A 20,942-nucleotide genomic window follows, 5' to 3' on the forward strand; every position below is an offset into this window, starting at 1 on the left:
CAGCATGAAAAAGGTAAACATCTTATTCGTATGTGGAGCAGGCTTGGGAAGCAGTTTCGCTTGTCAAATGGCGGCTGAGGATGTTCTAAGTAAGTTAGGTGTTGATGCAAAACTGGATCATAGCGATATCTCGTCCGCAGTGTCGAATAAACCGGATATTATCATGACCGCGCAAAATTTCCGCACTCAATTTGAAAAATTCTCGATTGATCCTAAACAGACGACCATTATTTATTTGAAAAATATTGTATCCAAACAAGAAATTGAAGAAAAAATCACCCCGGTATTACAGGAAAAGGGCGTTTTAGCTTAATAGCTTCCCAAGAGGAGGAGGGGGAAAATGGAAGTTGTAAACTTTATCATCCAGAACATTTTGACACAAGCATCCATCACCGTTGCGTTGATTGCGATGTTGGGATTGATTTTGCAAAAGAAGTCCGTAGGACAAATCATTTCCGGTTCGTTAAAGACATTGTTAGGGTTCATGGTACTGTCGGCGGGTTCCAGTATTATCGTCGGTAGTCTAACCTATTTTGGCAAGATTTTTACAGAAGGCTTCCATATGCAAGGGATTATTCCTTCGATTGAAGCAATTAACGGTCAGGCAATGAATGAATTAGGCTTAGGCCGGGATATCGCACTAACATTTTTAGCTATCTTTGTATTTAACATTTTAATTGCCCGCTTTACGAAATGGAAGTATATCTTTTTAACGGGTCAGGCTATTCTCTGGATGTCAACGATGACAACGGTGTTTGGTTATTTTGCAGGCTTGCGTGGTGCTGCATTGATTTTAGTAGGCGGTTTCATTGGGGGCGTCTTTGCCGTAGCTATGCCGGCGATCGCACAACCGTTTGTCCGCAGGATTACCGGTATGGATGAAATTGCTCTGGGGCATTTTTGTACGATTGGTTATGTGCTGGAAGCGGGTGTAGCGAAGCTATTTGGTGAAAAAGGTGAAAAGAAAAAATCAGTTGAAGATTTGAAATTACCTGCGCAATTCGAATTTTTGCAAGACACGTATCTATCATTAATGGTAGTCATGGTTCCTCTTTATATCATTACGGCCGCGTTTGCAGGTCAAGAGTTTGGTTCTACCTTATCAGGAAGCACCAACTATATCATGTTTGCGTTCATCCAGTCTATTCAATTCGTAGTAGGGGTGTATGTCTTATTGGCCGGGGTTCGCTTATTGCTGGGTGAAATTGTTCCGGCATTCAGAGGGATCGCCATGCGCCTGGTTCCCAATGCGGTGCCTGCGCTGGATTGTCCAGTATTGTTTCCATATAGCCCTAATGCAGTCATTGTAGGGTTCATCACAACTACGATCGGTTCCATTATTGCCATGTTTGTATTGCCTGTCTTTGGTTGGGCTATGATTTTGCCAGGTATTCTAACAAACTTCTTCGCGGGTGGTACTGCCGGTATCTTTGGCAACTTAACAGGCGGACGCCGTGGAGCCATTATTGGAGGTATTGTGCACGGCTTCTTCATTACACTGCTGCCGGCACTGCTAGTTACCATTTTCAACAATATGGGATTTGTCAATGCAACAGCGACAGATGTGGATACCGTAGCAGCCGCTTTACTATATGCATGGATCATTGGTCCACTTCTGAAAGCATTTTAGGGAGGTTTGCATCATGTTCGGATTTGGCAAGAAGAGGGATAAAGAATCGAAAAAAGAAGAGGCAGCAGAAGTGGTATTAACCGAAGAACGTAAGGAAGAACTATTACGTACGATCGCTTTGAAGAAGGAAGAAGTCAATCAAATAGCCGGAGAGGAACAAGCGAAAGTTTATGAGGAGATCGGCTTGGCATTGTATGAGCTTGGTGAAGAGGATCATGCGATGGATGCGTTTGAAAAAAGTCTGCAAGCGAAAAAGTCGGTTGGAGAGGGGTATAAGATTTTATTAAAACTATATAACAAGAAACGCGCGGAAGCAGCAAAAATAAATGATGAAGAATCACTACAGCTCTATTTAAAAAAGATGGATCAAATGATGCAGGTTTCCAAAGATGTTACGCGTGGTGTGCGATAAGGCAGAAAAACAAACAGTGTGAGTTCAAAAAGTTAATATGGGGAGGAAACTGATTCATGTATATCACATTAAAAGAAGCGACACGCAGAGCGGAAGAATTAAATTATACCGTTGGTGCATTTAACGCCCATAATTTAGAGATGTTACCTGATATGATACGTGCGGCAAAAGAGCAAGGAGCACCGATTATTATTCAAACAAGTATAGATACAGCGAAATATGTGGGTCATGAAAATTTCGTTGCTGTATGCAAGTCTATGGCCACAACAGAAATGGTAGATGTGGTGCTGCATTTGGACCATGCTAGAGATTTCAATGATATTAAAGAGGCCATTGACAAAGGCTATACATCCGTGATGTATGATGGCTCTCATTTGCCCTTTAAAGAGAATATTATGAAGACAAGGGCGGTAGTAGACTATGCACACAAACATGGTGTTTCGGTAGAGGGTGAATTAGGAACAATTGGCGGTACTGAAGAAGGGATCCATGTCGATGAAGATAAGAAGGTTTATACGGACCCCAAAGATGCCGCAGAGTTTGTCAGAGCGACAGGGGTAGATGCCTTGGCCATTGCCATCGGTACTAATCACGGTCAATATAAGTCCAAAACAGAAGTAAATATACCGCTATTAAAAGAAATCAATGCGGCAGTCGATGTGCCTTTGGTTATTCATGGGGGTACGGGAGTAAAGGAAGAGGATATTCATGAATTAATCGATAACGGAATCCGTAAATTTAATGTAGGTACGGAGTTGCTAGTCACATGGACGCAAACAGCGAAGGAGAACTTTAAAGAAACAAAAGTGAGTAAATCATTACGTCACAATATTATCCCATGTAATGAAGCAGTGAAGGAAATTGTAAAACATAAAATAGGCATCTTTATGAATAAAGAGGGTCGTCTCAATACCATGAGGTGACAGGAATGGATAGAGTTCTGATCTTATTGGCAGGTCTGCCGGGAACGGGAAAAACCTATCTCAGTAATATCCTGAATAATTTTTTCGGTTCATTTTATATGCTTTCCCAGGATAGTCTAAAAGAATATTATTGTGATTTGTATGGTTTTAATAATTTAAACGAAAAGCGGGAAGTAGAACAGACAGCATGGGCCAAATACTATAAAATCATGGAGCAGCAAATGCAAGCAGGCAGCAATATCCTATCTGATTATCCTTTTAGTCAGAAGCAGAAACCCATTATTCAGAAATTAACGGAAGATTATGATTATAGGGTTCTGACTATTCGATTAATTGCAGATCTGGATGTTTTATTTGAACGGCAAAAAAAACGGGATTTGGATCCAACAAGGCATTTAAGTCATATTGTAACCTCATACCACAAGGGGCAGTATCTGGCCGATCGAAGCAAAGCGGATCATTTATTGACGTATGAAGAATTTATAAAAAGATGCTCAACAAGAGGATATGACACGTTTGAGTTAGGAAAGTTATATGAAGTAGATGTAACGGATTATACAAAAGTGAATTATTCTAAGCTGTTGGAAGATATAAAACTGTGGGATGAAAGTAATCATACAGAGAATTGAGCAAGTATAAGAAAAATTCAAAAGTGTCAGACTGCGCAATTAGGGACTTCACGTTTGTGGAGTCTTTTTTAATCTTCGGCTGCTTTTTGATCCATCACAAAGGAAGTCCTTTGTATAACCTCTTTGTTCCTAGTTACGGAGCTTAACATTATTTATGATCTATATGTTATAATTAGATTGATGAGGGAGTACACTTATAAAAATGGAGGCAGCTTTGTATAATATATTATTTTATGAGGACGAAAACGGTAACAAGCCAGTTGAGAACTTCATTGATGAGCTTGATGCTGCCGCGCTCAATAATAAGAATGCAAGAGTTCAATTGGAACAGATCTTCTACTGCTTGAATCGATTAGAAGATAGAGGAACACGAGCTGGTGAGAGGTTTACTAAGAGGATTTCAGGTGATATATGGGAGCTACGCCCAGGTCATAATCGTATTCTCTTTTTTGGATGGAATGGAAATCACCTTGTTCTCCTACATCACTTTGCCAAAACAACGCAAAAGACACCTCCAAAGGAAATTGCGATTGCTAAAAAACGAATGGACAGTTGGCTGCTGAGAAACGAAAGGAGTGAATGATGATGAAAAACTGGAGCGATAAGAAGAAGGAGTTAAAGTCCATAGATCCAATACGGATGAATGAGCTTGAAGCTGTTGCCCAACTTGTGAATGCTATTCATCAAAGACGAATCGAACTTGGATGGACACAAAAGGAGTTAGCCGATAAAGTAGGGCTTCATCAGGAATCCATTGCGCGAATTGAAAATGGTGGATCTATTCCCCGATTAGATACAGTATTTAAACTAGCGATTGCCCTAGGGATGAAGCTAAGCTTGCATGGAGCGGAGGAGGCTGCGACTGTGAGTATAGGCTAAGGCTGGTGGGATGCGTTATAGTATTCGATTGTACTGTAATTTATAAAACGAAAGAAATTTATCATGTACAGTGTGAGAGCAGAAGGCATCTGCCACGCTTCTATGAGGTCTGTTAAGAGATGTAGGATACGCCGAAAAATTCCGGAATCGAATTAGCATTAAAAATGCGGTTTCATTTACGGATTTTCTTTATTAAGTACACAAACAGATAACCGAGTGCTACTATTCCTGTGCTAATTAAGCAAACGATTAAACCATATAAATCTACTTTTCCAGAAAACAAATAAATAGCGAAGAGAGCAGTAAAAAACGTAAGAACCAAGTTTCCAGCTAAGCTTTTCAACATTAACAATCCCTTCTAAGAAAAATATGTGCACAAAGAACATAAATATGTCTTTTGAGTGAATAAGCGTGAAACAAAAATCCGGTAGAGGTGCTCTCTCACCGGATTTTTGTTGTTTATAATTTCAAAAAAATAAGCTTCGAAGTAAAAGTTTCCTGATATCGCAAGAAAAAAATTCGCTAATTGCGGTATGTCTTCTTTGAGGTTACGTCGATAGACGTTTTTATTTCTTCATAATTGGAATCCATACTTCCGTACGGTAGTCTTCCGCTGTCGGGTCGCCGGGCGGATACACCTCAAGCTCCGGTGCATCGGCATGCTCATAACCAGTGGCAGGGAACCACTCCTGGAAGATCCGTTGCCATACGTCCTGTATGGCTCCAGGCATGGGACCGACCACAGGGAATACGGCCCAGGTGGAGGCAGGCACCTCATACGTAATGAAGTCATCCGATGCAGCAGCATCCTTTTCACTCTCTGCAGCGATCATGTAAGTAAGCTGATCTGGATCGTCCGTTACTGCCATGCATATTCCCAAAGTTACGCCATCTTCTCTTAGTGCCATCAACTCATCAGTCGTGCCGTCGGAGTTGCTCTGTTCCCAGAAGGCGGGAATCGCCCTAAAGTTCTCTCCATCCTTCATTGACACCTGAATCGACTTGCCTACAACGGTAAAGCCTGCTTTCTCCACAATACGGTAATCCATGTCCTGATCTCCTTTCAAGGATAAATGGAAGGATATGCGCGGAAAGGCCTTCAGGTTTACCCCGGGCTCACGCGCTTCCGAGGGTGAAATCCCGTGCAGCTTGCGGAATGCTTTAGCGAAGGACTCAGGCGAGTCATAGCCGTATTTGAGCGACGTATCCAGCACCTTCGAGGAGGAGATTGCTAACTCCTGTGCGGCCAGCGTCAGCCTGCGCTTGCGGATATATTCAGCAACCGTCATGCCCGTCAGCATATGAAACATCCGCTGAAAATGGAATGTAGAGGAACTGGCGACCTTGGCAATGTCACTGGCGGATATCGGTTCTTCCATATGCTCCTCGATATAATCCAAAGCATCCTTCATGCGTGTCAACCATTCCAACCTCTTCACCTTCCTTGCCTTGATCATACCACCGGCATGCTGGAGCCTTCCTGTTCTAACGTGCTGTCATTGGACAGATTTTGCTAAAACTAACATATCACACAAAAAGGAAAAGTGGTGCACTTCTTGGGAGACGAATTCCTTAGTTCCGCCCTGTCAGCCATAGCCTGACGTAGTAGTGGCTCTACATATACCTACAGACAGGAGATATAAAGCTTATTGGCTGGAAAATTCGACTTTTTCAGCTTTATTTGCTCGATATTGACGTTTTTAAGTGATTGACCAACGTTCAATTTATCGGATACTATAATCTATAGATTAATACTAAATTTTGGTTTTTTCATGTGTGGTAGAGGGGGTGAGTCTGGTTTGAAGTCAGACAATATAATTCGTGAAACACTCAATACATACATGCATAAACATAATTTAAGTTTCACTCAGTTTCTACAAATTTCAGGCCTGAATGCCGGCACGTTGAGCCGGATTCTTCAAGGTACGAAGCCAATTTCAATGCGGCAGTTAGAGTCTATAACATCAGCGATGGAGTTACCCGAGGATTTTTTGTTTGAATCCTATGTTGAAGAATGCTTTGCTTTCACCACAAGCATGCGGCGGATTCGCCCTTTTATTTTTCGGTGTGCTGAACTGAACCGAGTAGACTTGATCGAACGGATTGTTCATCGGTTATTGGATGATCTGTCGTACACTTCCGCTTTGTTTGATATGGCAGAAGACTTATTTGCTTCTGAACATAGACAAGCTGCGGCGATTATTTATAACCAGGTGAGCGAAGCGGAAAGATTCCAGCATTCAGAACGATTGGCTATTTGCCGTTATCGCTTATTCGAACTCTCGTTAGGAAATGACCTGGAAGAGAATTTAAGATCGGCTATTTTGTTTGAGGCGTATGTGAGTCGTTTGGATGAAGCGGATCAGCTCGATGCATTGAAAGAATTGATTGATGTTATGGTGACCGCTCATAAGTGGAAAAAGGTAGATGAACTTGCAGTGGAAATGCTTCGGATCGCTACGATCCAGTATGAACAGCCTTCAACTGAGCGAAAACCGAAACGGCCGTTCTATTTTTATATTTTGTATGGCTGGCTTGCTCGCTCCACTGTCTGTGATGAATTCGAGGATTTCGATGGGGCTTTAAATTATGTTTCACAGTACGGACAAGGAGAATCGTGGATTCGTGAGAAAGACGAAGAAGCGCGTAGGCATATTCACCAATTTGCGGAATGGGCAACGGCCAATACCTATTTATACCGAGTATTATCCGGACAATCTGACGCGTTAGAGGAGTACGCCGATTTTGTCGCTTCCCGGCCAGATGAAATCTTTTATGCGTTGGGCTATATGGTCAAAGCAGCTAACCGCTTTAATTTTAATATTGATCACATATTGGAGCGCTTCTCGGCGTATATACCATCTACAGAGATGGAAGGAAAATATGGTCCATATAATAACTCTGTGGTGAAGGAAAAGCTTGCCCAATTCTATGGCGATTTAGGTGCATACCGATTCAAAAAGAGCCAGGGTAATGTAATAAACCCCATACTCGAAGGTTTGCGATTATCGATTAGAATCAACAGCATAAAGAATATTCTTAACTGTTTGACACGATTTGAAATGTACAGGGAATGGGCAAGCGAGGGAGAAATACAGGATTTCAAATTGCTGTCAAGTGAGGTGAATCGGATCAATGAGAAAAATAGGTATTTGGTTGCCCTGGGTTATGAGTAGCTTTGTGGTTGTAGTTGTTTCGACAGTTGTATCAACAATGGGTCATGGATGGGGAGGAGGCTAATTTTTTATATCAAGGAACTTCCTTAATGATATGACGCTATTTGAAATGTACATGGATTGGGCGAGCGAGGAAGAAGTACAGGATTTCAAGTTGCTGTCAGGTGAGGTGAATCAGATCAATGAGAAAAATAGGAATTTGGTTATCCTTGGTTACGAGTAGCTTTGTGGTTGTAGTTGTTTCGACGGTTGTAACAACAATGGGTCATGGAATAGGCGGAGGATAATTTTTTATATTGGCAGTATTTTTTTGAAGACTTTCCATACGGAAGGTCTTTTTTTCTTAGCAGATAGCTGTGGGACCAACATTTTTCTGGCCGGATTGCAACCTGGGTTTGGTTTAAACCAAGCCTGGACAATGAGGTTGGTTTAGGGCTTGGAGATCATTCAGTTGCAGGAGCCTGGGCCGCTCCGGTCGGCTGGATTGAATGGGGAAGCTTGGGCAGAAAACCAGGATAGCGATCGGGTTGATACCACCGGGTTCCAATAACTGGTTACTTACCATCTTTGTCTTATGCAATTATTTGACAAATAAACCTAAAATACCACATAAGGAGGGTTGTAGCCTATGACAAGCAGCAAAGTAATACTGCGAATCCGCATTGAGCGGGAGCGGCAAAGATTGCATCTGATGGTACAGAAGTATGGAGAACTGAGTCATCCAAGAGTACTTAAACAATCCATTCGACTGGATGAGCTAATCAATCAGTACAACCGAATGGGGAAAGAGAAAATTAAAAAGCCGATTGCGTAAACAATCGACTTTGGGCGAGAAACTTTTACCGGGTTGCCTCGCCCTTTTATTTTATCAGATCATGAAAAGGTCAGCGAAATTATTTTAAGACATACTTTTGCCACGGCAGCTGCAAGCTCTCCTGCCACAAGACAATCAGCCAGCGCTCCCCGCATGCTTTCGTAAAAATCCCTGCCGGTTCCTCTTGTTTATACACTGAAATTTTGGGAAAATAAGAATTAGGCTTTGAAACGCTCCAGGCCTGCAAAATCCGACAAAATGTTTCACGTGGAAACATTTTTCACGATATAGATGGAAATGAGGGTGTTGAATGAATAAACCATCCATTTATGGATTGACGATAGAACAGTTGACGGCATGGCTGGAGGAAAGAGGCCACAAGAAGCACCGCGCTACCCAGGTGTGGGAATACCTGTACCGCCAGCGTGTTGCGGCATTTTCCGAGATGACGGAGCTTCACCCATCCTGCATTCAACTGCTTGAAGAGCATTTTGTCATCCGGACACTTGAAGAGCATGTCAGACAGGAAGCGTCGGACGGAACGATCAAGTTTCTGTTCAGACTGGAAGACGGGAATCTTATTGAAACGGTGCTGATGCGCCAGAAATACGGCCTGTCGGTCTGTGTCACGACTCAGGTCGGCTGCAATATCGGTTGCAGCTTTTGCGCGAGCGGTCTGATCAAGAAGAGCCGGGATTTGACGAGCGGTGAGATCGTTGAGCAGATTATGAAGGTACAGCTTCACCTGGACGGGAAGCAGCAGGGGGAGAAGGTGACCCATGTGGTGGTGATGGGCATCGGGGAGCCGTTCGACAACTACGGCAATTTGCTTGATTTCCTTAACATCATCAAGGATCATAAGGGCCTTGCCATTGGCGTGCGCCGTATTACGGTATCGACGAGCGGGCTGCCTGACAAGATCAGGGAATTTGCTGACAGCGGCTTGCCGGTCAATCTGGCGATTTCGCTTCATGCCGCAAACAATGACCTTCGTACCCGGATTATGAAGATTAACCGTGCCTATCCGATAGAACAGCTGATGGAAGCGGTCGATTACTATCTGGAGAAGACCAAGCGGAGAATTATGTTCGAATATATCCTGCTCCGGGATGTCAATGACCAGAAGGAGCACGCGCTGGAGCTTGCGGAGCTGCTGCAGGACAAACAGCGGCTCGCCAGCGTGAACCTGATCCCGTACAATCCGGTGGATGAACACAGCCAGTATCAGCGCAGCGAGCAGGAGTCGATCCTCGGCTTTTATGATACGCTGAAAAAGCAGGGGATCAACTGTACGGTACGCATGGAGCATGGAACGGACATTGATGCGGCCTGCGGCCAGCTGCGCAGCAAACAGATCCGCAAAAATACAGCCTGACCCGAAAAGAGCCATAAGAAAGCGGTTTTAACCGTTCTTATGGCTCTTTCTTTACCTAGGCTCAACACCTTACCGTTTCGCGATAAGAACTTTTCTCTCCAGCTCTCTTACGCCGCCGATACCGGAACGGCTGCTCAGCAGCTAATGCAGGCTTCCGATCTAACGCACCCCCTGCATAAAGCTCTGAATTTTTGGCGCTGCCGCGAAAAGGAGAAGGCCAAGAATGATGGATACCGCACCGATGATACCGAAGTAGGCCATCTCATTCTCCGCGCTGTAGAGCTGAACGACCTGCGCGTTAATAGCTTGACCGGCCGCGTTGGACAGAAACCAGAGACTCATGGTCTGCGCGGAGAAGGCGGCAGGTGCCAGCTTGGTAGTGGCGGACAGGCCGACCGGTGACAGGCACAGCTCGCCAATCACAACGAGGAAATAGCTGAGCACAAGCCATAGCGGGTTCACCAGCGAATCCGGGCCGCTCCAATAGGCAGGCAGCAGAATGACGAGAAAGGACAGCCCGGCAAACAGCAGGCCGAACGAGAATTTACGCGGAATAGTGGGCTGCCTCCGCCCCAGCTTAACCCAGAGCCAGGCGAACGCCGGGGCAAGCACAATGATAAACAGCGGGTTCAGCGACTGAAACCATGCCGGGGAAAGCTCAATTCCCGCCCAATTCAGCTGTGTCCGTTGATCCGCATAATTGGCCAAAATGGTAGAGCCCTGCTCCTGAATCGCCCAGAACATTACCCCGGCGATGAACAGGGGGATATATGCAAGCACTCTGGACCGTTCTACGGCGGTGGTCTTTGAGCTTTTGTACATGACCACGAAGTAGGCAATCGGGATCAATATGCCGAGGATCCCCACCAGCGTGATGAAGCTGTCAAAGGTGAGAGCTCCTGCAGGAATCGCAATCGCGACTAGCACAGCGATGATGGCCGCACACAGACCCAGTATGCCGAACACCTTCTTTTTCTCCTGAGGCGACAGCGGGTTGGGTACGAGAGTGCCGGCGAGGCCCAGATATTTCTTGCGCGTAGAGACGAACAGAACCAGCCCGAGAAACATCCCTGCCGCGGCGATGGCGAATCCGAGATGGAAGCTGTAATCCATGCCCACGGTGCCCACGATTAGAGGTGCCAGGAAGCCGCCAAGATTGATTCCCATGTAAAAAATGCTGAAGCCCGCGTCCCGCCGCTCGTCCTTTTCGCTGTACAATTCACCGACAACGCTGGATACATTCGGCTTTAGCAGCCCCGTACCAAGAACGATAAGCACCATCGAGATGAAAAACATATAGACGGTTCCGGGAACCGCCAGTGCCAGGTGGCCCAGCATAATCAGAATACCGCCGTAAAATATAGCTCGTGAAGTTCCGAGCATCCGGTCAGCCAGCCATCCCCCGATAATACCAGACATATACACCAGCGAACCGTAAATGGACATGATGGCGAGAGCCGTTGGCTCGGGCAGCCCCAGACCACCCCGGGTTGCTTCGTAGTAGATGTAATAGACAAGAATAGCTCTCATGCCGTAATAAGAAAACCGCTCCCAGAATTCCGTAAAGAACAGCGTGAACAATCCCCGGGGATGGCCGAAAAAGCCTGTCTGCGGCACGCTGGCAGATACCCTTTCTTTTGTAGAATCCGCCACGTAATAACCTCCTTTTTATAACGTCAATGAATATATTACCCATGTTGGAGACGAATAAGTCTTTTAACAGCATGAACCTGTCGCCGCGTAATTCCCATAAAGAGAATCTGGTAGATATAATCGGCTCCGTTCTGGCAGATTGCTGGCTGGAACCCGGGCTGTGGATTTGATGATATGGAAAAATTTAGTATAAACGAACTAAGAGTTCGGGAGGCCAATGGGTTAAACGGCCTCTATTCTGTATAGTTACAAGGTAGGATTGAAGGAATTGCAGAAATGATTATAATTGAAAAATATACCAATATGATAAGGTGATTTCCATTTCGCGTTGGTTATTGAAAACGTTCACAAAAGAGAGGTGCACATCTCTTTTAGGAAAACAGCATGAGAAATGGGGGTGGGTCTTATCGTAAATCTCAAGGTATAGAAAGGATGCAAAGGCTATGAAAAAAGGTTTGACAGCTCTTTTGTTATCCGCATTGTTGATCACTTCATTCGGCGCCGTAAGCAGCAAGGTGCACGCCGCGCCTCAGGTGGTTTCGCAAACGATTCTCGTAAAGGCGGGCGAGACATTTGATGGAAAAGGACAAACTTATGTGGCTAATCCGGATACACTCGGAGACGGCAGCCAAGATGAAGGGCAGAAGCCCATTTTCCGCCTTGAGAACGGAGCCACACTTAAAAATGTAATTATCGGCGCTCCGGGAGCCGATGGTGTACATTGTTATGGAAACGCTACTATTTCGAATGTAACCTGGCAGGATGTAGGAGAAGATGCTCTGACATTGAAAGCCAAAGGTACGGTTAACATTACAGGCGGAGGAGCCTATAAAGCATATGACAAAGTGTTCCAGGCGAATGCAGAAGGAACCATTAACATCAAGAACTTCAAGGCCAATGATATCGGCAAGCTGGCCCGCCAGAACGGCGGCACGTCCTATCAGGTGAACTTCACGCTGGACAACTCGGACATTTCCGATGTCAAGGACTCCATCTTCAGAACAGACAGCAGCAAAAGCACGGCGAAAATAACCAACACGAGATACTCGAATGTACCAACGCTGTTCAAAGGCTTTGCATCCGGCAAGACAAGCCAGTCAGGCAATACAGAGTATTAAGCCTGCTTAAAGTTATGCAGCAGGGCTTGTAAGCGGCAGGGGTTCAAAGCATAAGTAAAGCCTGTCCCTCTCGCGGGGCAGGCTTTTTTCGCCTATGGCCGCTTTCTTAGCAGGCCTGACTGTCATACCAGAATGTGTGGACGAGCTTCTCATCAAGAGCGGCAGACTTGTTGAGCATAATGAGGTGCTGTTACAATTTACCGATGAAGACAATGGTGTACCACTTCAAATTGAAATAAAGCCCACCCCAAAATATTTGGGATAGCATATGAATCCGGGCTGAATGCCAATTGAATATTTTGCAGGATATTAAGAAGGCAGGTGCTGTGATGAAAAGGCTGGCTTGTTTGCATGCCCACTACTCGAATGTTGAATACATAGAACAGGCTCTCGCTCCCTACGGACTGGAGCTTGTGCATTACACGGACCCCGGGCTCATCCGTCGCATGTCGTCCGATCCGCGTTTTAGCCAGGCAGAGGCTCTGGAACATGCAACGAATCAGCTGGAATGGATGATGGATTGCGGTGCGGATGCCGTGCTGGTGACTTGCACCCAATACGCAGCGCTGCTGGAAGAGAGCAGGCAGGAGTGGCAGGTGCCGGTGATCACAATCAATGAGCCTTTTTTTGATGTCCTGTGCAGCAATGAACAGCCGCAAATTGTGCTGTTTACGAATCCGGGGACGGTGGAAGGCACAATGAGAAGACTGCATGCCTTTGCAGATGAGGTGGGCAAAGTACCGCAAGTGGAAGCACAACTGATCGAAGGGAGCTTCGGGCTCATTATGGAAGGGAAGAAGGAAGAGTACCTGGAGAGAGTGTCCGGTTATATGAAGGAGCTGATTCAAACCGGAGAACAGCGCATGATCTTTGCGGCGCAGCTGTCCATGACAGAGGCGGCCGAGGCGGTTGAAAGGCAGTGCCGCTGCGAAATCGGCAACCCGCTGAAGGCGCTTGTTCCTTCCCTGACCGTTACACTGGGGCTGGAGCGCCGGTAAAAATATCTGGAAAGCCGCGTGAGACAAGACAAACCACCGGGACCAGGTTGGCTCCTGAAAACGGTGGTTTGTCTGCCTCCAGCATGACGGCTTCGGGTTCCAAGACCTGCGGATTATCTGTATTCGCGTGGAATTCTGCGGGCCGTGCCGGTACGCATGGCGGCCTGCACGACCTTGTCGCGGATGGCTTTGACCACCTGCTGGTTGAAGACGCTCGGAATAATATAAAGCGGATTAAGCTCCTCCTCCGAGATGGCGGAAGCGATGGCTTCAGCGGCCGCAAGCTTCATCTCTTCGTTGATTTCCGAGGCACGGCAGTCCAGCGCTCCCCGGAAGATCCCGGGAAAGCAGAGCACATTATTGATCTGATTCGGATAATCGGAGCGCCCGGTGGCGATAACGGCGGCGATATCCTCGATCTCCTCCGGCCGGATTTCCGGCACCGGGTTGGCCATGGCGAATACAATGGGCTGTTCGGCCATATTTTGGACATCCTCGCGGCTGAGGATGCCGCCTGCGGACACCCCGATGAATACGTCGGCTCCGTGGATGACTTCCTGCAGCGTCCCTTGCACGCGTTCCGGATTCGTATGCTCTGCATACCACTGCAGCATGCGGTTGTCGTACTGGTTGCCCGCAGAGATGGCTCCCATCTTGTCGACGCCGATGATATTTTTGACACCTGCGGACAGCAGAATCTTGCTGCATGCGATGCCGGCGGCGCCAATGCCGCAGACCACCACTTTAAGGCTGTCGATGGACTTGCCGACGATTTTCAGGGCGTTGATCAGGGCGGCGTAGAGAACTACAGCAGTGCCGTGCTGGTCGTCATGGAAGACGGGAATATCCAGTTCCCGGCGCAGCCGCTCTTCAATCTCGAAGCAGCGCGGAGAGGAGATGTCCTCCAGATTGATGCCTCCGAAGGCGGGAGCGATGGCTTTAACCGCTGCGATAATCTCCTCGGTATCCTGGGTGTTCAGACAGATGGGGAAGGAATCGACCCCGGCAAACTGCTTGAACAGCATGGATTTGCCCTCCATTACAGGCATGGCGGCGTACGGGCCGATATTGCCGAGTCCCAGCACCGCGCTGCCGTCGGACACGACGGCGACCGTGTTTCTTTTTACCGTCAAGGAATAGGCTTTGTCCGGCTCCTCATGGATCGCCATGCAGACGCGCGCCACATCCGGGGTGTATACACGTGACAGATCGTCCCGGTTCTGGATCGGGGTTTTGGGCTGGGTCTCGATTTTACCGCCGAGATGCAGCAGAAAGGTGCGGTCCGAAATGTTAACCAGACGTACGCCTTCCATATTTTTTACCGCTTCCGTAATGATGCTGATATCCACACTGTCTGTCACGGTAATGGTGATGTCGCGTACGGTCATGTTCCGGCTCGTCGAAATCACATCAATGGCCACAATATCTCCGCCGGCGGCGAAGATCACGGACGCTACCTGTCCGAAATTAATCGTGTCCGTTTGAATCTCGAGTCTGAGTATGATGCTTTTTCCCCCAAGTCTGGTATTCCCCATTGCAGTCTCCTCCGGTTCACGTGATTTGAATTGGCATATCGCCTCTACACTTCTTCGTTAACGACCACCTGTTTCCCTCTCTTTTTCATGAAAACAGGCACCAGCAGCCAAAGTACGGCAATTAGCAGAAAGACGGCGGACAGCGGTTTCTGCAGAAAAATCATAAAATCGCCGTTGGAGGTCGTGAGCGCGCGGCGCATGTTGTTTTCAATCATCGGCCCCAGAACCAGTCCCAGCACCAGCGGAGCCAGCGGATAATCGTTGCGCGCCAGCAGGAAGCCGGCCACGCCGCATCCGAGCAGCAGAAGGAGATCGAACAGCTGCACCTGCACGGCATATACACCAAATATCGAGATGGCGATAATGATGGGCAGCAAATATTTGGGCGGCGTCTGAATAATCTTGGCAAACACCTTGACCAGCGGCAAGTTGAGCACCAGCAGCATCAAATTGCCGATCAGCATGCTGGCGATCAGCCCCCAGGCCACCTGGGGATGCTCATCAAAGAGCAGCGGGCCTGGCTGAATGTTGTACATGATCAGGGCACCCATCAAAATGGCCGTCGTGCCGGACCCCGGTATGCCCAGGGTGAGCAGCGGGATCATGGCGCCGCCGGAGGCTGCGTTATTCGCCGATTCGGGGGCCGCCACACCTGCGATATTGCCCTTGCCGAACGTTTCCGGATGCTTGCTCACCTTCTTCTCTACAATATAGCTGAAGAAGGAAGCGAGCGTGGCTCCCGCGCCGGGCAGGATGCCGATGAAAAAGCCGAGCAGCGAGCCGCGCGCAATCGGTCCGGCGCTGTCTTTCATATCCTGGCGGGTGGGCAGGATGCGGCCGATTTTGGCGATCTTGCCTCCTGAGTAATCCTTTTCCAGGATGGTCTTGAACACTTCGCCGAGGGCGAACAGGCCGACGGCCACGGTCAGAAATTCGAGACCGGAGTACAGAATGGGAATATCGAAGGTGAACCGTGCCACTCCGGAAACGGTGTCCATGCCGATCGTGGCGAGCAGCAGCCCGCTGACCGTCATGATGAGCGCTTTCGTTACTGATTTGCCGGCCAGGCCACTGACGGCGCAGAGCCCGAGCAGCATCAGGGAGAAGTAATCGGCGGGCCCAAACTTGATGGCCACATTGGAGAGCGGGTCCGCCAGCAGAATGAGGGCCACCAGAGCGACCAAACCCGCGACAAACGAACCGATCGCCGCAATCGCGAGCGCCGGGCCAGCCCGGCCCTGGCGGGCCATCTGATACCCGTCCAGCGTCGTGACGACGGAGGAGGATTCCCCCGGCGTATTCAGCAGGATGGAGGTGGTCGAGCCGCCATACATCGCTCCGTAATAGACGCCTGCAAGCAGAATAATGGAGCTCGTGGCCGCCGCTTCAGGGCTCAGCCCCCCAGTCATTGATGCTGTGACCGGAATTAGCAGAGCAACCCCGCTCATCGGTCCGATGCCAGGCAGCACCCCGACGGCCGTGCCGATCAGCACACCGATAAAAGCAAACAGCAAATTGTGCCACTGCAGGGCGGTGGCGAATCCTTCAGCAAGATATTGCAGTGTACCCATGAATGTCCCTCCTTCTGCCGATCATGAGAACCATACCGGGAAGCCGGGCATGGAGCCTTCCAGAATAACTACGAAAAGAACGTATACGCCAACCGCGAAGAGCGCGGCAATCAGCACCGATTTCAGCCACTTTCCCCGTTCCAGCACCTGAAAGCAGAACAGCAGGAACAGGAAGGTGGTAAGGATGTACCCGAGCGTTTCAAACAATAGCGCATAGAGCACGGCTGAAACGAAAATGAGCAGGAAGCGCTTGTAATCCAGCTTTGCCGCCTTGTAATCTCCACCCTTGGAAACCAGCACTTCGTAGAAAAGACGGATGCTGAGCAGAATCAGCAGCCCGCCCAGGCAGAAGGGGAAGATGTTCGGCCCGACGGTGCTCCCGTAGGCAGACGCGCTGATCTGCGTACTCTGCCACATGAATCCGATGCCAAGCAGCAGGAACACAATGCTGGCATAGCGGTCAAACGTTTTGTTCAAGGAAATACACCTCCTGATGCTTGCAATGAGGGGAGTCATGGGCCCCTCAGCGGATATTATTTTTGCATGCCGAGCGCGGTCAGCAGTTCAAGCACCACTTTGTCCTGCTCCTCCAGGAACGCGGCGAAATCGGTGGAGTTGCGATATTCGCTCTGCCAGTCATTCGCCTGCAGTTCCTTTTTCCAGACATCATGCTCGGAGAGGGCCTGCAGCGTCTTATCCCAGTAAGCGATTTCCCCCTCCGACATGCCCTTCGGACCAAACACGCCCCGCCAGATCGTAAATTCCGAATCGATCCCCAACTCCTTCAAGGTTGGAATATCCTTGAAATCGCCATCCAGCCGTTCCGCGGAGGTTACGGCGAGGATTTTGATTTTACCGGACTTCAGATAGCTGCCGAGTGAGGAGACGTCGGTTCCGATGGCATCGGCGTTGCTGCCGAGTAGAGCGGCGATGGCTTCTCCTCCCCCGTCATAAGAAAGATATTTAATAGTTTTCGGGTCGACACCCGATTTGAATGCTGGTAAAATGCTGATTAAATGATCCATGGAGCCCGGCGCAGAGCCGCCTGCAAGCGTAACCTGCGAGGGATCGGCTTTAATGTCGTCAATCAGGCTTTGGAGATCGTTGTACTTGGAATCAGCCGCCACGGCAATGGCGCCGTAGTCCTTCGTCAATTGGGCCAGCGGGGTAACGTCCTGGTAGCCGTAAGGGCTGTTGCCCTCCTTTTTCAGCTTGTTGATGAGCAGTGGAGGAGAGCTGACGAACAGCTTATAAGGATCGTTTTTATCCTTGGTCACATATTCAGCCAGAAAGACAGTGCCGCCGCCGCCCGGCTTATTCTCGACCGTCATTGTCTGATCGACAAGGTTGGCTTCCGAGAGCACTTTGGTCAGCGACCTTGCGGTTTTATCCCAGCCTCCGCCTGCCCCGGATGGAGCGGTTATAATCAGTGGCTTTTCGGGATACCCGGAGGCAGATTTCTTCCCGTCACCCGATGACGCAGAATTGCATGCCGTCATGCTGAGGGCAGTAATAGCAGTCAGCAGAAGGACGGTCCAAAATTTCCGTTTTGTTCTCATGAAGCGATTCCTCCTTGAGCAAAAGTGAGTATTCAAAATTTTTTTGTAAACGCTTACTCAAATTCGTATGCTTATACTACCACTCCATATTTTCGCTGCACAGCATATGAACATAAGTTAAAAAAAGGCCTTACTGTGCATTTTGTTCATAAAGTTCACGGGATTTTTAGATGATTATGCATATACATCAAGAGCTTCACCTTGCAGGGGGGACCAGAGATGCGATTGCAGACAAGGCTTATTCTCCTGATCGGCACGCTGCTGCTGGTCACAATTATTGTGCTGACCCTGAGCTTTGAACGGATGCTGGCTGCGGTGCAGCAGCAGAATACAGGCGCGGCCGCGCTGAAAATCGCCAAGGCGGTGGCCTCGATGGAGGTGATCCGCAGCGGTTTTGAGGCGGATGATCCCTCCTCTGTCATTCAGCCGGTCGCCGAGCAGATACGGACGGAAACCGGTGCCGAATTCATTGTGGTCGGCAACCGGGACGGCATCCGCTATGCCCATCCCATTGAAGAGCGGATCGGTATGAAGATGGTGGGGGGCGATAACGGCCCGGTGCTGCAGGGGCATGCCATTATATCGGAGGCGGTCGGTTCGATGGGGTCCTCGGTGCGGGGGAAGGCGCCTGTATTTGACCGCACCGGCCAGGTCGTCGGCGTCGTCTCCGTAGGCTTTATGATTGAGAAGTTGCAGCGGGAAGTGGCCGCCTACCGGACCAACATTTTGCTTACCGCCGCCTTCACTCTTTTGTCCGGCTGTGCAGGCGCCATATGGATCGCCCGGCGGGTGAAGCGGTCCATCTTTGGGCTTGAGCCCCATGAAATCGGCATGCTGTATCAGGAAAAGAAAGCCATCCTGGAAACCGTTCACGAAGGAATTATTGCCGTGAATGCTGCGGGCGGCGTAACGTTGGTTAACCAGACGGCGATGAAGCTGCTGAGCAGACAAGAAGAGGAGGGAATCATCGGCACACCCATTCTTGAGCTGCTGCCGGAATCGCGCTTGATGGAAGTGCTGCGGACGGGAAGAGCGGAGTCCGATCAGGAAATGCTGATTAACGGCAGCACGGTTGTCGTGAATCGTCTTCCGATCCGCGATCACGGGCAGCAGATCATCGGCGCGGTATCCAGCTTCCGCAACAAATCGGAGCTGCTGCGTGTTACGGAGGAACTGACCCAAGTAAAGCGGTATGCGGAGGCGCTCCGCACGCAGACCCACGAATATTCCAACAAGCTGTATACCATTTACGGGCTGATTCAGCTGGAGTCCTATCAGGAGGCTATGGATCTGATCACGCATGAGACTGACGTGCACCAAAGCCTCATTCATTTTCTCATGCGGGAGATTCCCGATCCGATGATCGGCGGCATTCTGATCGGCAAGTTCAACCGTGCTAATGAATTGAAGGTTGAATTGACCGTAAATGAGCGCAGTTCTTTTAAAAAAATCCCTGAGGATATGAACCGGAACCACCTGGTAACGATCATCGGCAACCTGATTGACAATGCGCTGGAGGCGGTGATTGATGCAGAAGAAGGCCGCCGTCAGGTTAACGTGGTATTGTCGGACCGAAACGGAGGCCTGCTCATCGAGGTTGCGGACCTTGGAGCGGGCGTGCCTGAGGAGGCTGCCGCGCATATATTCCAAACAGGCTACTCTACCAAAGCCGCGAAGGGAAGAGGCTTCGGACTGGCGATTGTCAGGCAGGCTGCTGAGGAGCTGGGAGGAAGCATCAAGTTTCAGTCGGCCGCCGGGCGGGGAACCGTATTTCAAGTGAACATCCCGATTTCCGATCGAAAGGGGGAGAGCCCATGATTCGGGTATTGATCATCGAAGACGATTTGCGGATTGCCGGGATCAACCGCCGGTTTGTCGAGAAGACAGGAGGCTTTGAAGTCGTCGGCATTGCGACGGATGAACAGCAGGCGTATGAGCATCTGGAAATTCTGGAGCCGGATCTGGTTTTGCTGGATTTGCATTTTCCCCGCATGGATGGGCTGGATCTGTTCCGATACATTCAGACGCATTATCCATTGACGGATGTCATCATCATCACGGCGGTGCGGGATTTCGATACGGTCAGGGAGGCCATTCGGCGCGGCGTATATGATTTTATGATTAAGCCGGTGGTCTTTGAGCGTTTTCAGGAGAAGCTGAAGGCCTATGAATCCTACCATCGGCAGCTGCAGACCATGAGCGGGCCGGATCAGGAGATTGACCAGGAGGGGATTGACCGGCTGCTGTGGGGCACGGGGGACAGGAGCAGAGACAAGGAGCCTTACTTTCCCAAAGGCATCGACAAGCTGACACGGGAGAAGATCGAGGCTTTTATACGCGAATGCCCGGAGGTGATCACTGCCGAGGAGCTGGGCAGAAAGGCAGGCTTCAGCCGGACGACGGCCCGCCGCTATCTGGAGTATTTTGTGGCCAAAGGTGAAATGATCGCGGATATATCGTATGGTACGGTCGGAAGGCCGGAAAGAGTCTACAAAAGAAAAACGTCTCTCGGTATAGAAAAGGACGTCCCGGGTCAATAGACCATATGGGACGTCCCTTTTTGATGGTTATAGAATTTTATAACTCAACTTTTGGTGCGACCAAGCTTAGGTTGTGAAGTTTAGCAGGTGGAAATCCTGCTTGGAAAGGCTAAAGCCAAGCCACCAATAG

The 20,942-nt window shown here is 48.9% G+C and carries 22 protein-coding genes; 16 read left to right on the forward strand and 6 right to left on the reverse strand.

Annotation, left to right across the window (positions count from 1 at the left end; all coding sequences use genetic code 11):
- Positions 1-4 precede the first annotated feature (4 nt).
- The 7 genes from ACI1P2_RS11375 to ACI1P2_RS11405 all read left to right on the forward strand — a co-directional run bounded on the left by ACI1P2_RS11375 (position 5) and on the right by ACI1P2_RS11405 (position 4,473).
- Positions 5-313 carry a PTS sugar transporter subunit IIB gene (locus ACI1P2_RS11375; RefSeq protein ID WP_355319780.1) on the forward strand — a complete coding sequence of 103 codons (309 nt, stop codon included), beginning with the start codon at positions 5-7 and terminating at the stop codon, positions 311-313.
- Between the two features lie 27 nt (positions 314-340).
- Positions 341-1,630 carry a PTS sugar transporter subunit IIC gene (locus tag ACI1P2_RS11380; protein WP_355319782.1) on the forward strand — a complete coding sequence of 430 codons (1,290 nt, stop codon included), beginning with the start codon at positions 341-343 and terminating at the stop codon, positions 1,628-1,630.
- 13 nt (positions 1,631-1,643) lie between these two features.
- On the forward strand, positions 1,644-2,042 hold the full coding sequence (locus ACI1P2_RS11385; protein ID WP_355319784.1) for a tetratricopeptide repeat protein: 399 nt from the start codon (positions 1,644-1,646) through the stop codon (positions 2,040-2,042).
- A gap of 56 nt (positions 2,043-2,098) precedes the next feature.
- Positions 2,099-2,965 carry a class II fructose-bisphosphate aldolase gene (locus ACI1P2_RS11390; protein WP_355319786.1) on the forward strand — a complete coding sequence of 289 codons (867 nt, stop codon included), beginning with the start codon at positions 2,099-2,101 and terminating at the stop codon, positions 2,963-2,965.
- A 5-nt stretch (positions 2,966-2,970) separates the two neighbouring features.
- Positions 2,971-3,594 carry an AAA family ATPase gene (locus tag ACI1P2_RS11395; RefSeq protein WP_355319788.1) on the forward strand — a complete coding sequence of 208 codons (624 nt, stop codon included), beginning with the start codon at positions 2,971-2,973 and terminating at the stop codon, positions 3,592-3,594.
- Positions 3,595-3,796: 202 nt separating this feature from the next.
- Entirely contained in the window at positions 3,797-4,177 is a 381-nt protein-coding gene (locus ACI1P2_RS11400) for a type II toxin-antitoxin system RelE/ParE family toxin (RefSeq protein WP_355319792.1), read from the forward strand.
- Positions 4,174-4,473, forward strand: a complete 300-nt coding sequence (locus tag ACI1P2_RS11405; RefSeq protein ID WP_408976200.1) for a helix-turn-helix transcriptional regulator — start codon at positions 4,174-4,176, stop codon at positions 4,471-4,473. Before ACI1P2_RS11400 ends, ACI1P2_RS11405 begins: the two co-directional genes overlap by 4 nt.
- Positions 4,474-5,039: 566 nt before the next feature.
- Here the strand turns inward: ACI1P2_RS11405 and ACI1P2_RS11410 are convergent.
- Entirely contained in the window at positions 5,040-5,930 is an 891-nt protein-coding gene (locus tag ACI1P2_RS11410; RefSeq protein WP_355319796.1) for an AraC family transcriptional regulator, read from the reverse strand.
- Positions 5,931-6,272: 342 nt separating this feature from the next.
- Between ACI1P2_RS11410 and ACI1P2_RS11415 the strand changes: the two genes are divergently transcribed.
- The 4 genes from ACI1P2_RS11415 (at position 6,273) to rlmN (ending at position 9,838) form a co-directional block, all read left to right on the forward strand.
- Positions 6,273-7,649, forward strand: coding sequence for a helix-turn-helix domain-containing protein (locus ACI1P2_RS11415; RefSeq protein WP_355319798.1), 1,377 nt, complete (start codon positions 6,273-6,275; stop codon positions 7,647-7,649).
- A gap of 94 nt (positions 7,650-7,743) precedes the next feature.
- Positions 7,744-7,872 (forward strand): hypothetical protein, encoded by a 129-nt coding sequence (locus ACI1P2_RS11420; RefSeq protein WP_355319800.1) that lies wholly within the window; start codon positions 7,744-7,746, stop codon positions 7,870-7,872.
- Positions 7,873-8,277: 405 nt separating this feature from the next.
- Entirely contained in the window at positions 8,278-8,463 is a 186-nt protein-coding gene (locus ACI1P2_RS11425) for an aspartyl-phosphate phosphatase Spo0E family protein (RefSeq protein ID WP_355319802.1), read from the forward strand.
- 310 nt (positions 8,464-8,773) lie between these two features.
- Positions 8,774-9,838 (forward strand): 23S rRNA (adenine(2503)-C(2))-methyltransferase RlmN, encoded by a 1,065-nt coding sequence (gene rlmN / locus ACI1P2_RS11430; protein ID WP_355319804.1) that lies wholly within the window; start codon positions 8,774-8,776, stop codon positions 9,836-9,838.
- A gap of 159 nt (positions 9,839-9,997) precedes the next feature.
- Here rlmN and ACI1P2_RS11435 read toward each other — a convergent pair whose 3' ends face one another.
- Complete coding sequence (locus ACI1P2_RS11435) at positions 9,998-11,491, reverse strand: peptide MFS transporter (RefSeq protein WP_355319806.1); 1,494 nt, start codon at positions 11,489-11,491, stop codon at positions 9,998-10,000.
- A 26-nt stretch (positions 11,492-11,517) separates the two neighbouring features.
- On the opposite strand from ACI1P2_RS11435, the gene ACI1P2_RS11440 reads away from it, so the two are divergent.
- The 3 genes from ACI1P2_RS11440 (at position 11,518) to ACI1P2_RS11450 (ending at position 13,607) form a co-directional block, all read left to right on the forward strand.
- Positions 11,518-11,661 carry a hypothetical protein gene (locus ACI1P2_RS11440; protein ID WP_355319808.1) on the forward strand — a complete coding sequence of 48 codons (144 nt, stop codon included), beginning with the start codon at positions 11,518-11,520 and terminating at the stop codon, positions 11,659-11,661.
- 273 nt (positions 11,662-11,934) lie between these two features.
- The gene (locus ACI1P2_RS11445) at positions 11,935-12,609 is read left to right on the forward strand and encodes a pectate lyase (protein WP_355319810.1); all 675 of its coding nucleotides are present in this window, start codon (positions 11,935-11,937) and stop codon (positions 12,607-12,609) included.
- A gap of 290 nt (positions 12,610-12,899) precedes the next feature.
- On the forward strand, positions 12,900-13,607 hold the full coding sequence (locus ACI1P2_RS11450) for an aspartate/glutamate racemase family protein (protein WP_408976201.1): 708 nt from the start codon (positions 12,900-12,902) through the stop codon (positions 13,605-13,607).
- A gap of 113 nt (positions 13,608-13,720) precedes the next feature.
- On the opposite strand, the gene ACI1P2_RS11455 is transcribed toward ACI1P2_RS11450, so the two are convergent.
- Genes ACI1P2_RS11455 through ACI1P2_RS11470 form a run of 4 tightly spaced genes read right to left on the reverse strand, consistent with a single transcriptional unit; the run spans position 13,721 to position 18,272 of the window.
- Entirely contained in the window at positions 13,721-15,142 is a 1,422-nt protein-coding gene (locus ACI1P2_RS11455; RefSeq protein WP_355319812.1) for an NAD-dependent malic enzyme, read from the reverse strand.
- 44 nt (positions 15,143-15,186) lie between these two features.
- Positions 15,187-16,713, reverse strand: a complete 1,527-nt coding sequence (locus ACI1P2_RS11460) for a tripartite tricarboxylate transporter permease (RefSeq protein ID WP_355319814.1) — start codon at positions 16,711-16,713, stop codon at positions 15,187-15,189.
- Positions 16,714-16,734: 21 nt separating this feature from the next.
- Positions 16,735-17,190, reverse strand: coding sequence for a tripartite tricarboxylate transporter TctB family protein (locus tag ACI1P2_RS11465; RefSeq protein ID WP_355319816.1), 456 nt, complete (start codon positions 17,188-17,190; stop codon positions 16,735-16,737).
- Positions 17,191-17,246: 56 nt separating this feature from the next.
- Positions 17,247-18,272 carry a Bug family tripartite tricarboxylate transporter substrate binding protein gene (locus ACI1P2_RS11470; RefSeq protein WP_355319818.1) on the reverse strand — a complete coding sequence of 342 codons (1,026 nt, stop codon included), beginning with the start codon at positions 18,270-18,272 and terminating at the stop codon, positions 17,247-17,249.
- A 219-nt stretch (positions 18,273-18,491) separates the two neighbouring features.
- On the opposite strand from ACI1P2_RS11470, the gene ACI1P2_RS11475 reads away from it, so the two are divergent.
- Positions 18,492-20,090 (forward strand): sensor histidine kinase, encoded by a 1,599-nt coding sequence (locus tag ACI1P2_RS11475; RefSeq protein WP_355319820.1) that lies wholly within the window; start codon positions 18,492-18,494, stop codon positions 20,088-20,090.
- Positions 20,087-20,812, forward strand: a complete 726-nt coding sequence (locus ACI1P2_RS11480) for a response regulator (protein WP_355319821.1) — start codon at positions 20,087-20,089, stop codon at positions 20,810-20,812. The genes ACI1P2_RS11475 and ACI1P2_RS11480 overlap by 4 nt, the downstream gene beginning before the upstream one ends.
- Positions 20,813-20,942: the final 130 nt, after the last annotated feature.

Origin of the sequence: Paenibacillus jiangxiensis (genome assembly GCF_046098255.1) — a bacterium.
GTDB lineage: Bacteria > Bacillota > Bacilli > Paenibacillales > Paenibacillaceae > Paenibacillus > Paenibacillus jiagnxiensis.

What these genes read in the sequence shown, in the direction of transcription:
- ACI1P2_RS11445 (WP_355319810.1), top strand. Translation starts at nt 11,935, where the DNA reads ATGAAAAAAGGTTTGACAGCTCTTTTGTTATCCGCATTGTTGATCACT.
- ACI1P2_RS11470 (WP_355319818.1), bottom strand. Translation starts at nt 18,272, where the DNA reads ATGAGAACAAAACGGAAATTTTGGACCGTCCTTCTGCTGACTGCTATT.
- rlmN (WP_355319804.1), top strand. Translation starts at nt 8,774, where the DNA reads ATGAATAAACCATCCATTTATGGATTGACGATAGAACAGTTGACGGCA.
- ACI1P2_RS11385 (WP_355319784.1), top strand. Translation starts at nt 1,644, where the DNA reads ATGTTCGGATTTGGCAAGAAGAGGGATAAAGAATCGAAAAAAGAAGAG.
- ACI1P2_RS11405 (WP_408976200.1), top strand. Translation starts at nt 4,174, where the DNA reads ATGATGATGAAAAACTGGAGCGATAAGAAGAAGGAGTTAAAGTCCATA.
- ACI1P2_RS11460 (WP_355319814.1), bottom strand. Translation starts at nt 16,713, where the DNA reads ATGGGTACACTGCAATATCTTGCTGAAGGATTCGCCACCGCCCTGCAG.
- ACI1P2_RS11475 (WP_355319820.1), top strand. Translation starts at nt 18,492, where the DNA reads ATGCGATTGCAGACAAGGCTTATTCTCCTGATCGGCACGCTGCTGCTG.
- ACI1P2_RS11380 (WP_355319782.1), top strand. Translation starts at nt 341, where the DNA reads ATGGAAGTTGTAAACTTTATCATCCAGAACATTTTGACACAAGCATCC.
- ACI1P2_RS11420 (WP_355319800.1), top strand. Translation starts at nt 7,744, where the DNA reads ATGACGCTATTTGAAATGTACATGGATTGGGCGAGCGAGGAAGAAGTA.
- ACI1P2_RS11390 (WP_355319786.1), top strand. Translation starts at nt 2,099, where the DNA reads ATGTATATCACATTAAAAGAAGCGACACGCAGAGCGGAAGAATTAAAT.
- ACI1P2_RS11440 (WP_355319808.1), top strand. Translation starts at nt 11,518, where the DNA reads ATGAATATATTACCCATGTTGGAGACGAATAAGTCTTTTAACAGCATG.
- ACI1P2_RS11400 (WP_355319792.1), top strand. Translation starts at nt 3,797, where the DNA reads ATGGAGGCAGCTTTGTATAATATATTATTTTATGAGGACGAAAACGGT.
- ACI1P2_RS11425 (WP_355319802.1), top strand. Translation starts at nt 8,278, where the DNA reads ATGACAAGCAGCAAAGTAATACTGCGAATCCGCATTGAGCGGGAGCGG.
- ACI1P2_RS11375 (WP_355319780.1), top strand. Translation starts at nt 5, where the DNA reads ATGAAAAAGGTAAACATCTTATTCGTATGTGGAGCAGGCTTGGGAAGC.
- ACI1P2_RS11455 (WP_355319812.1), bottom strand. Translation starts at nt 15,142, where the DNA reads ATGGGGAATACCAGACTTGGGGGAAAAAGCATCATACTCAGACTCGAG.
- ACI1P2_RS11410 (WP_355319796.1), bottom strand. Translation starts at nt 5,930, where the DNA reads ATGATCAAGGCAAGGAAGGTGAAGAGGTTGGAATGGTTGACACGCATG.
- ACI1P2_RS11480 (WP_355319821.1), top strand. Translation starts at nt 20,087, where the DNA reads ATGATTCGGGTATTGATCATCGAAGACGATTTGCGGATTGCCGGGATC.
- ACI1P2_RS11395 (WP_355319788.1), top strand. Translation starts at nt 2,971, where the DNA reads ATGGATAGAGTTCTGATCTTATTGGCAGGTCTGCCGGGAACGGGAAAA.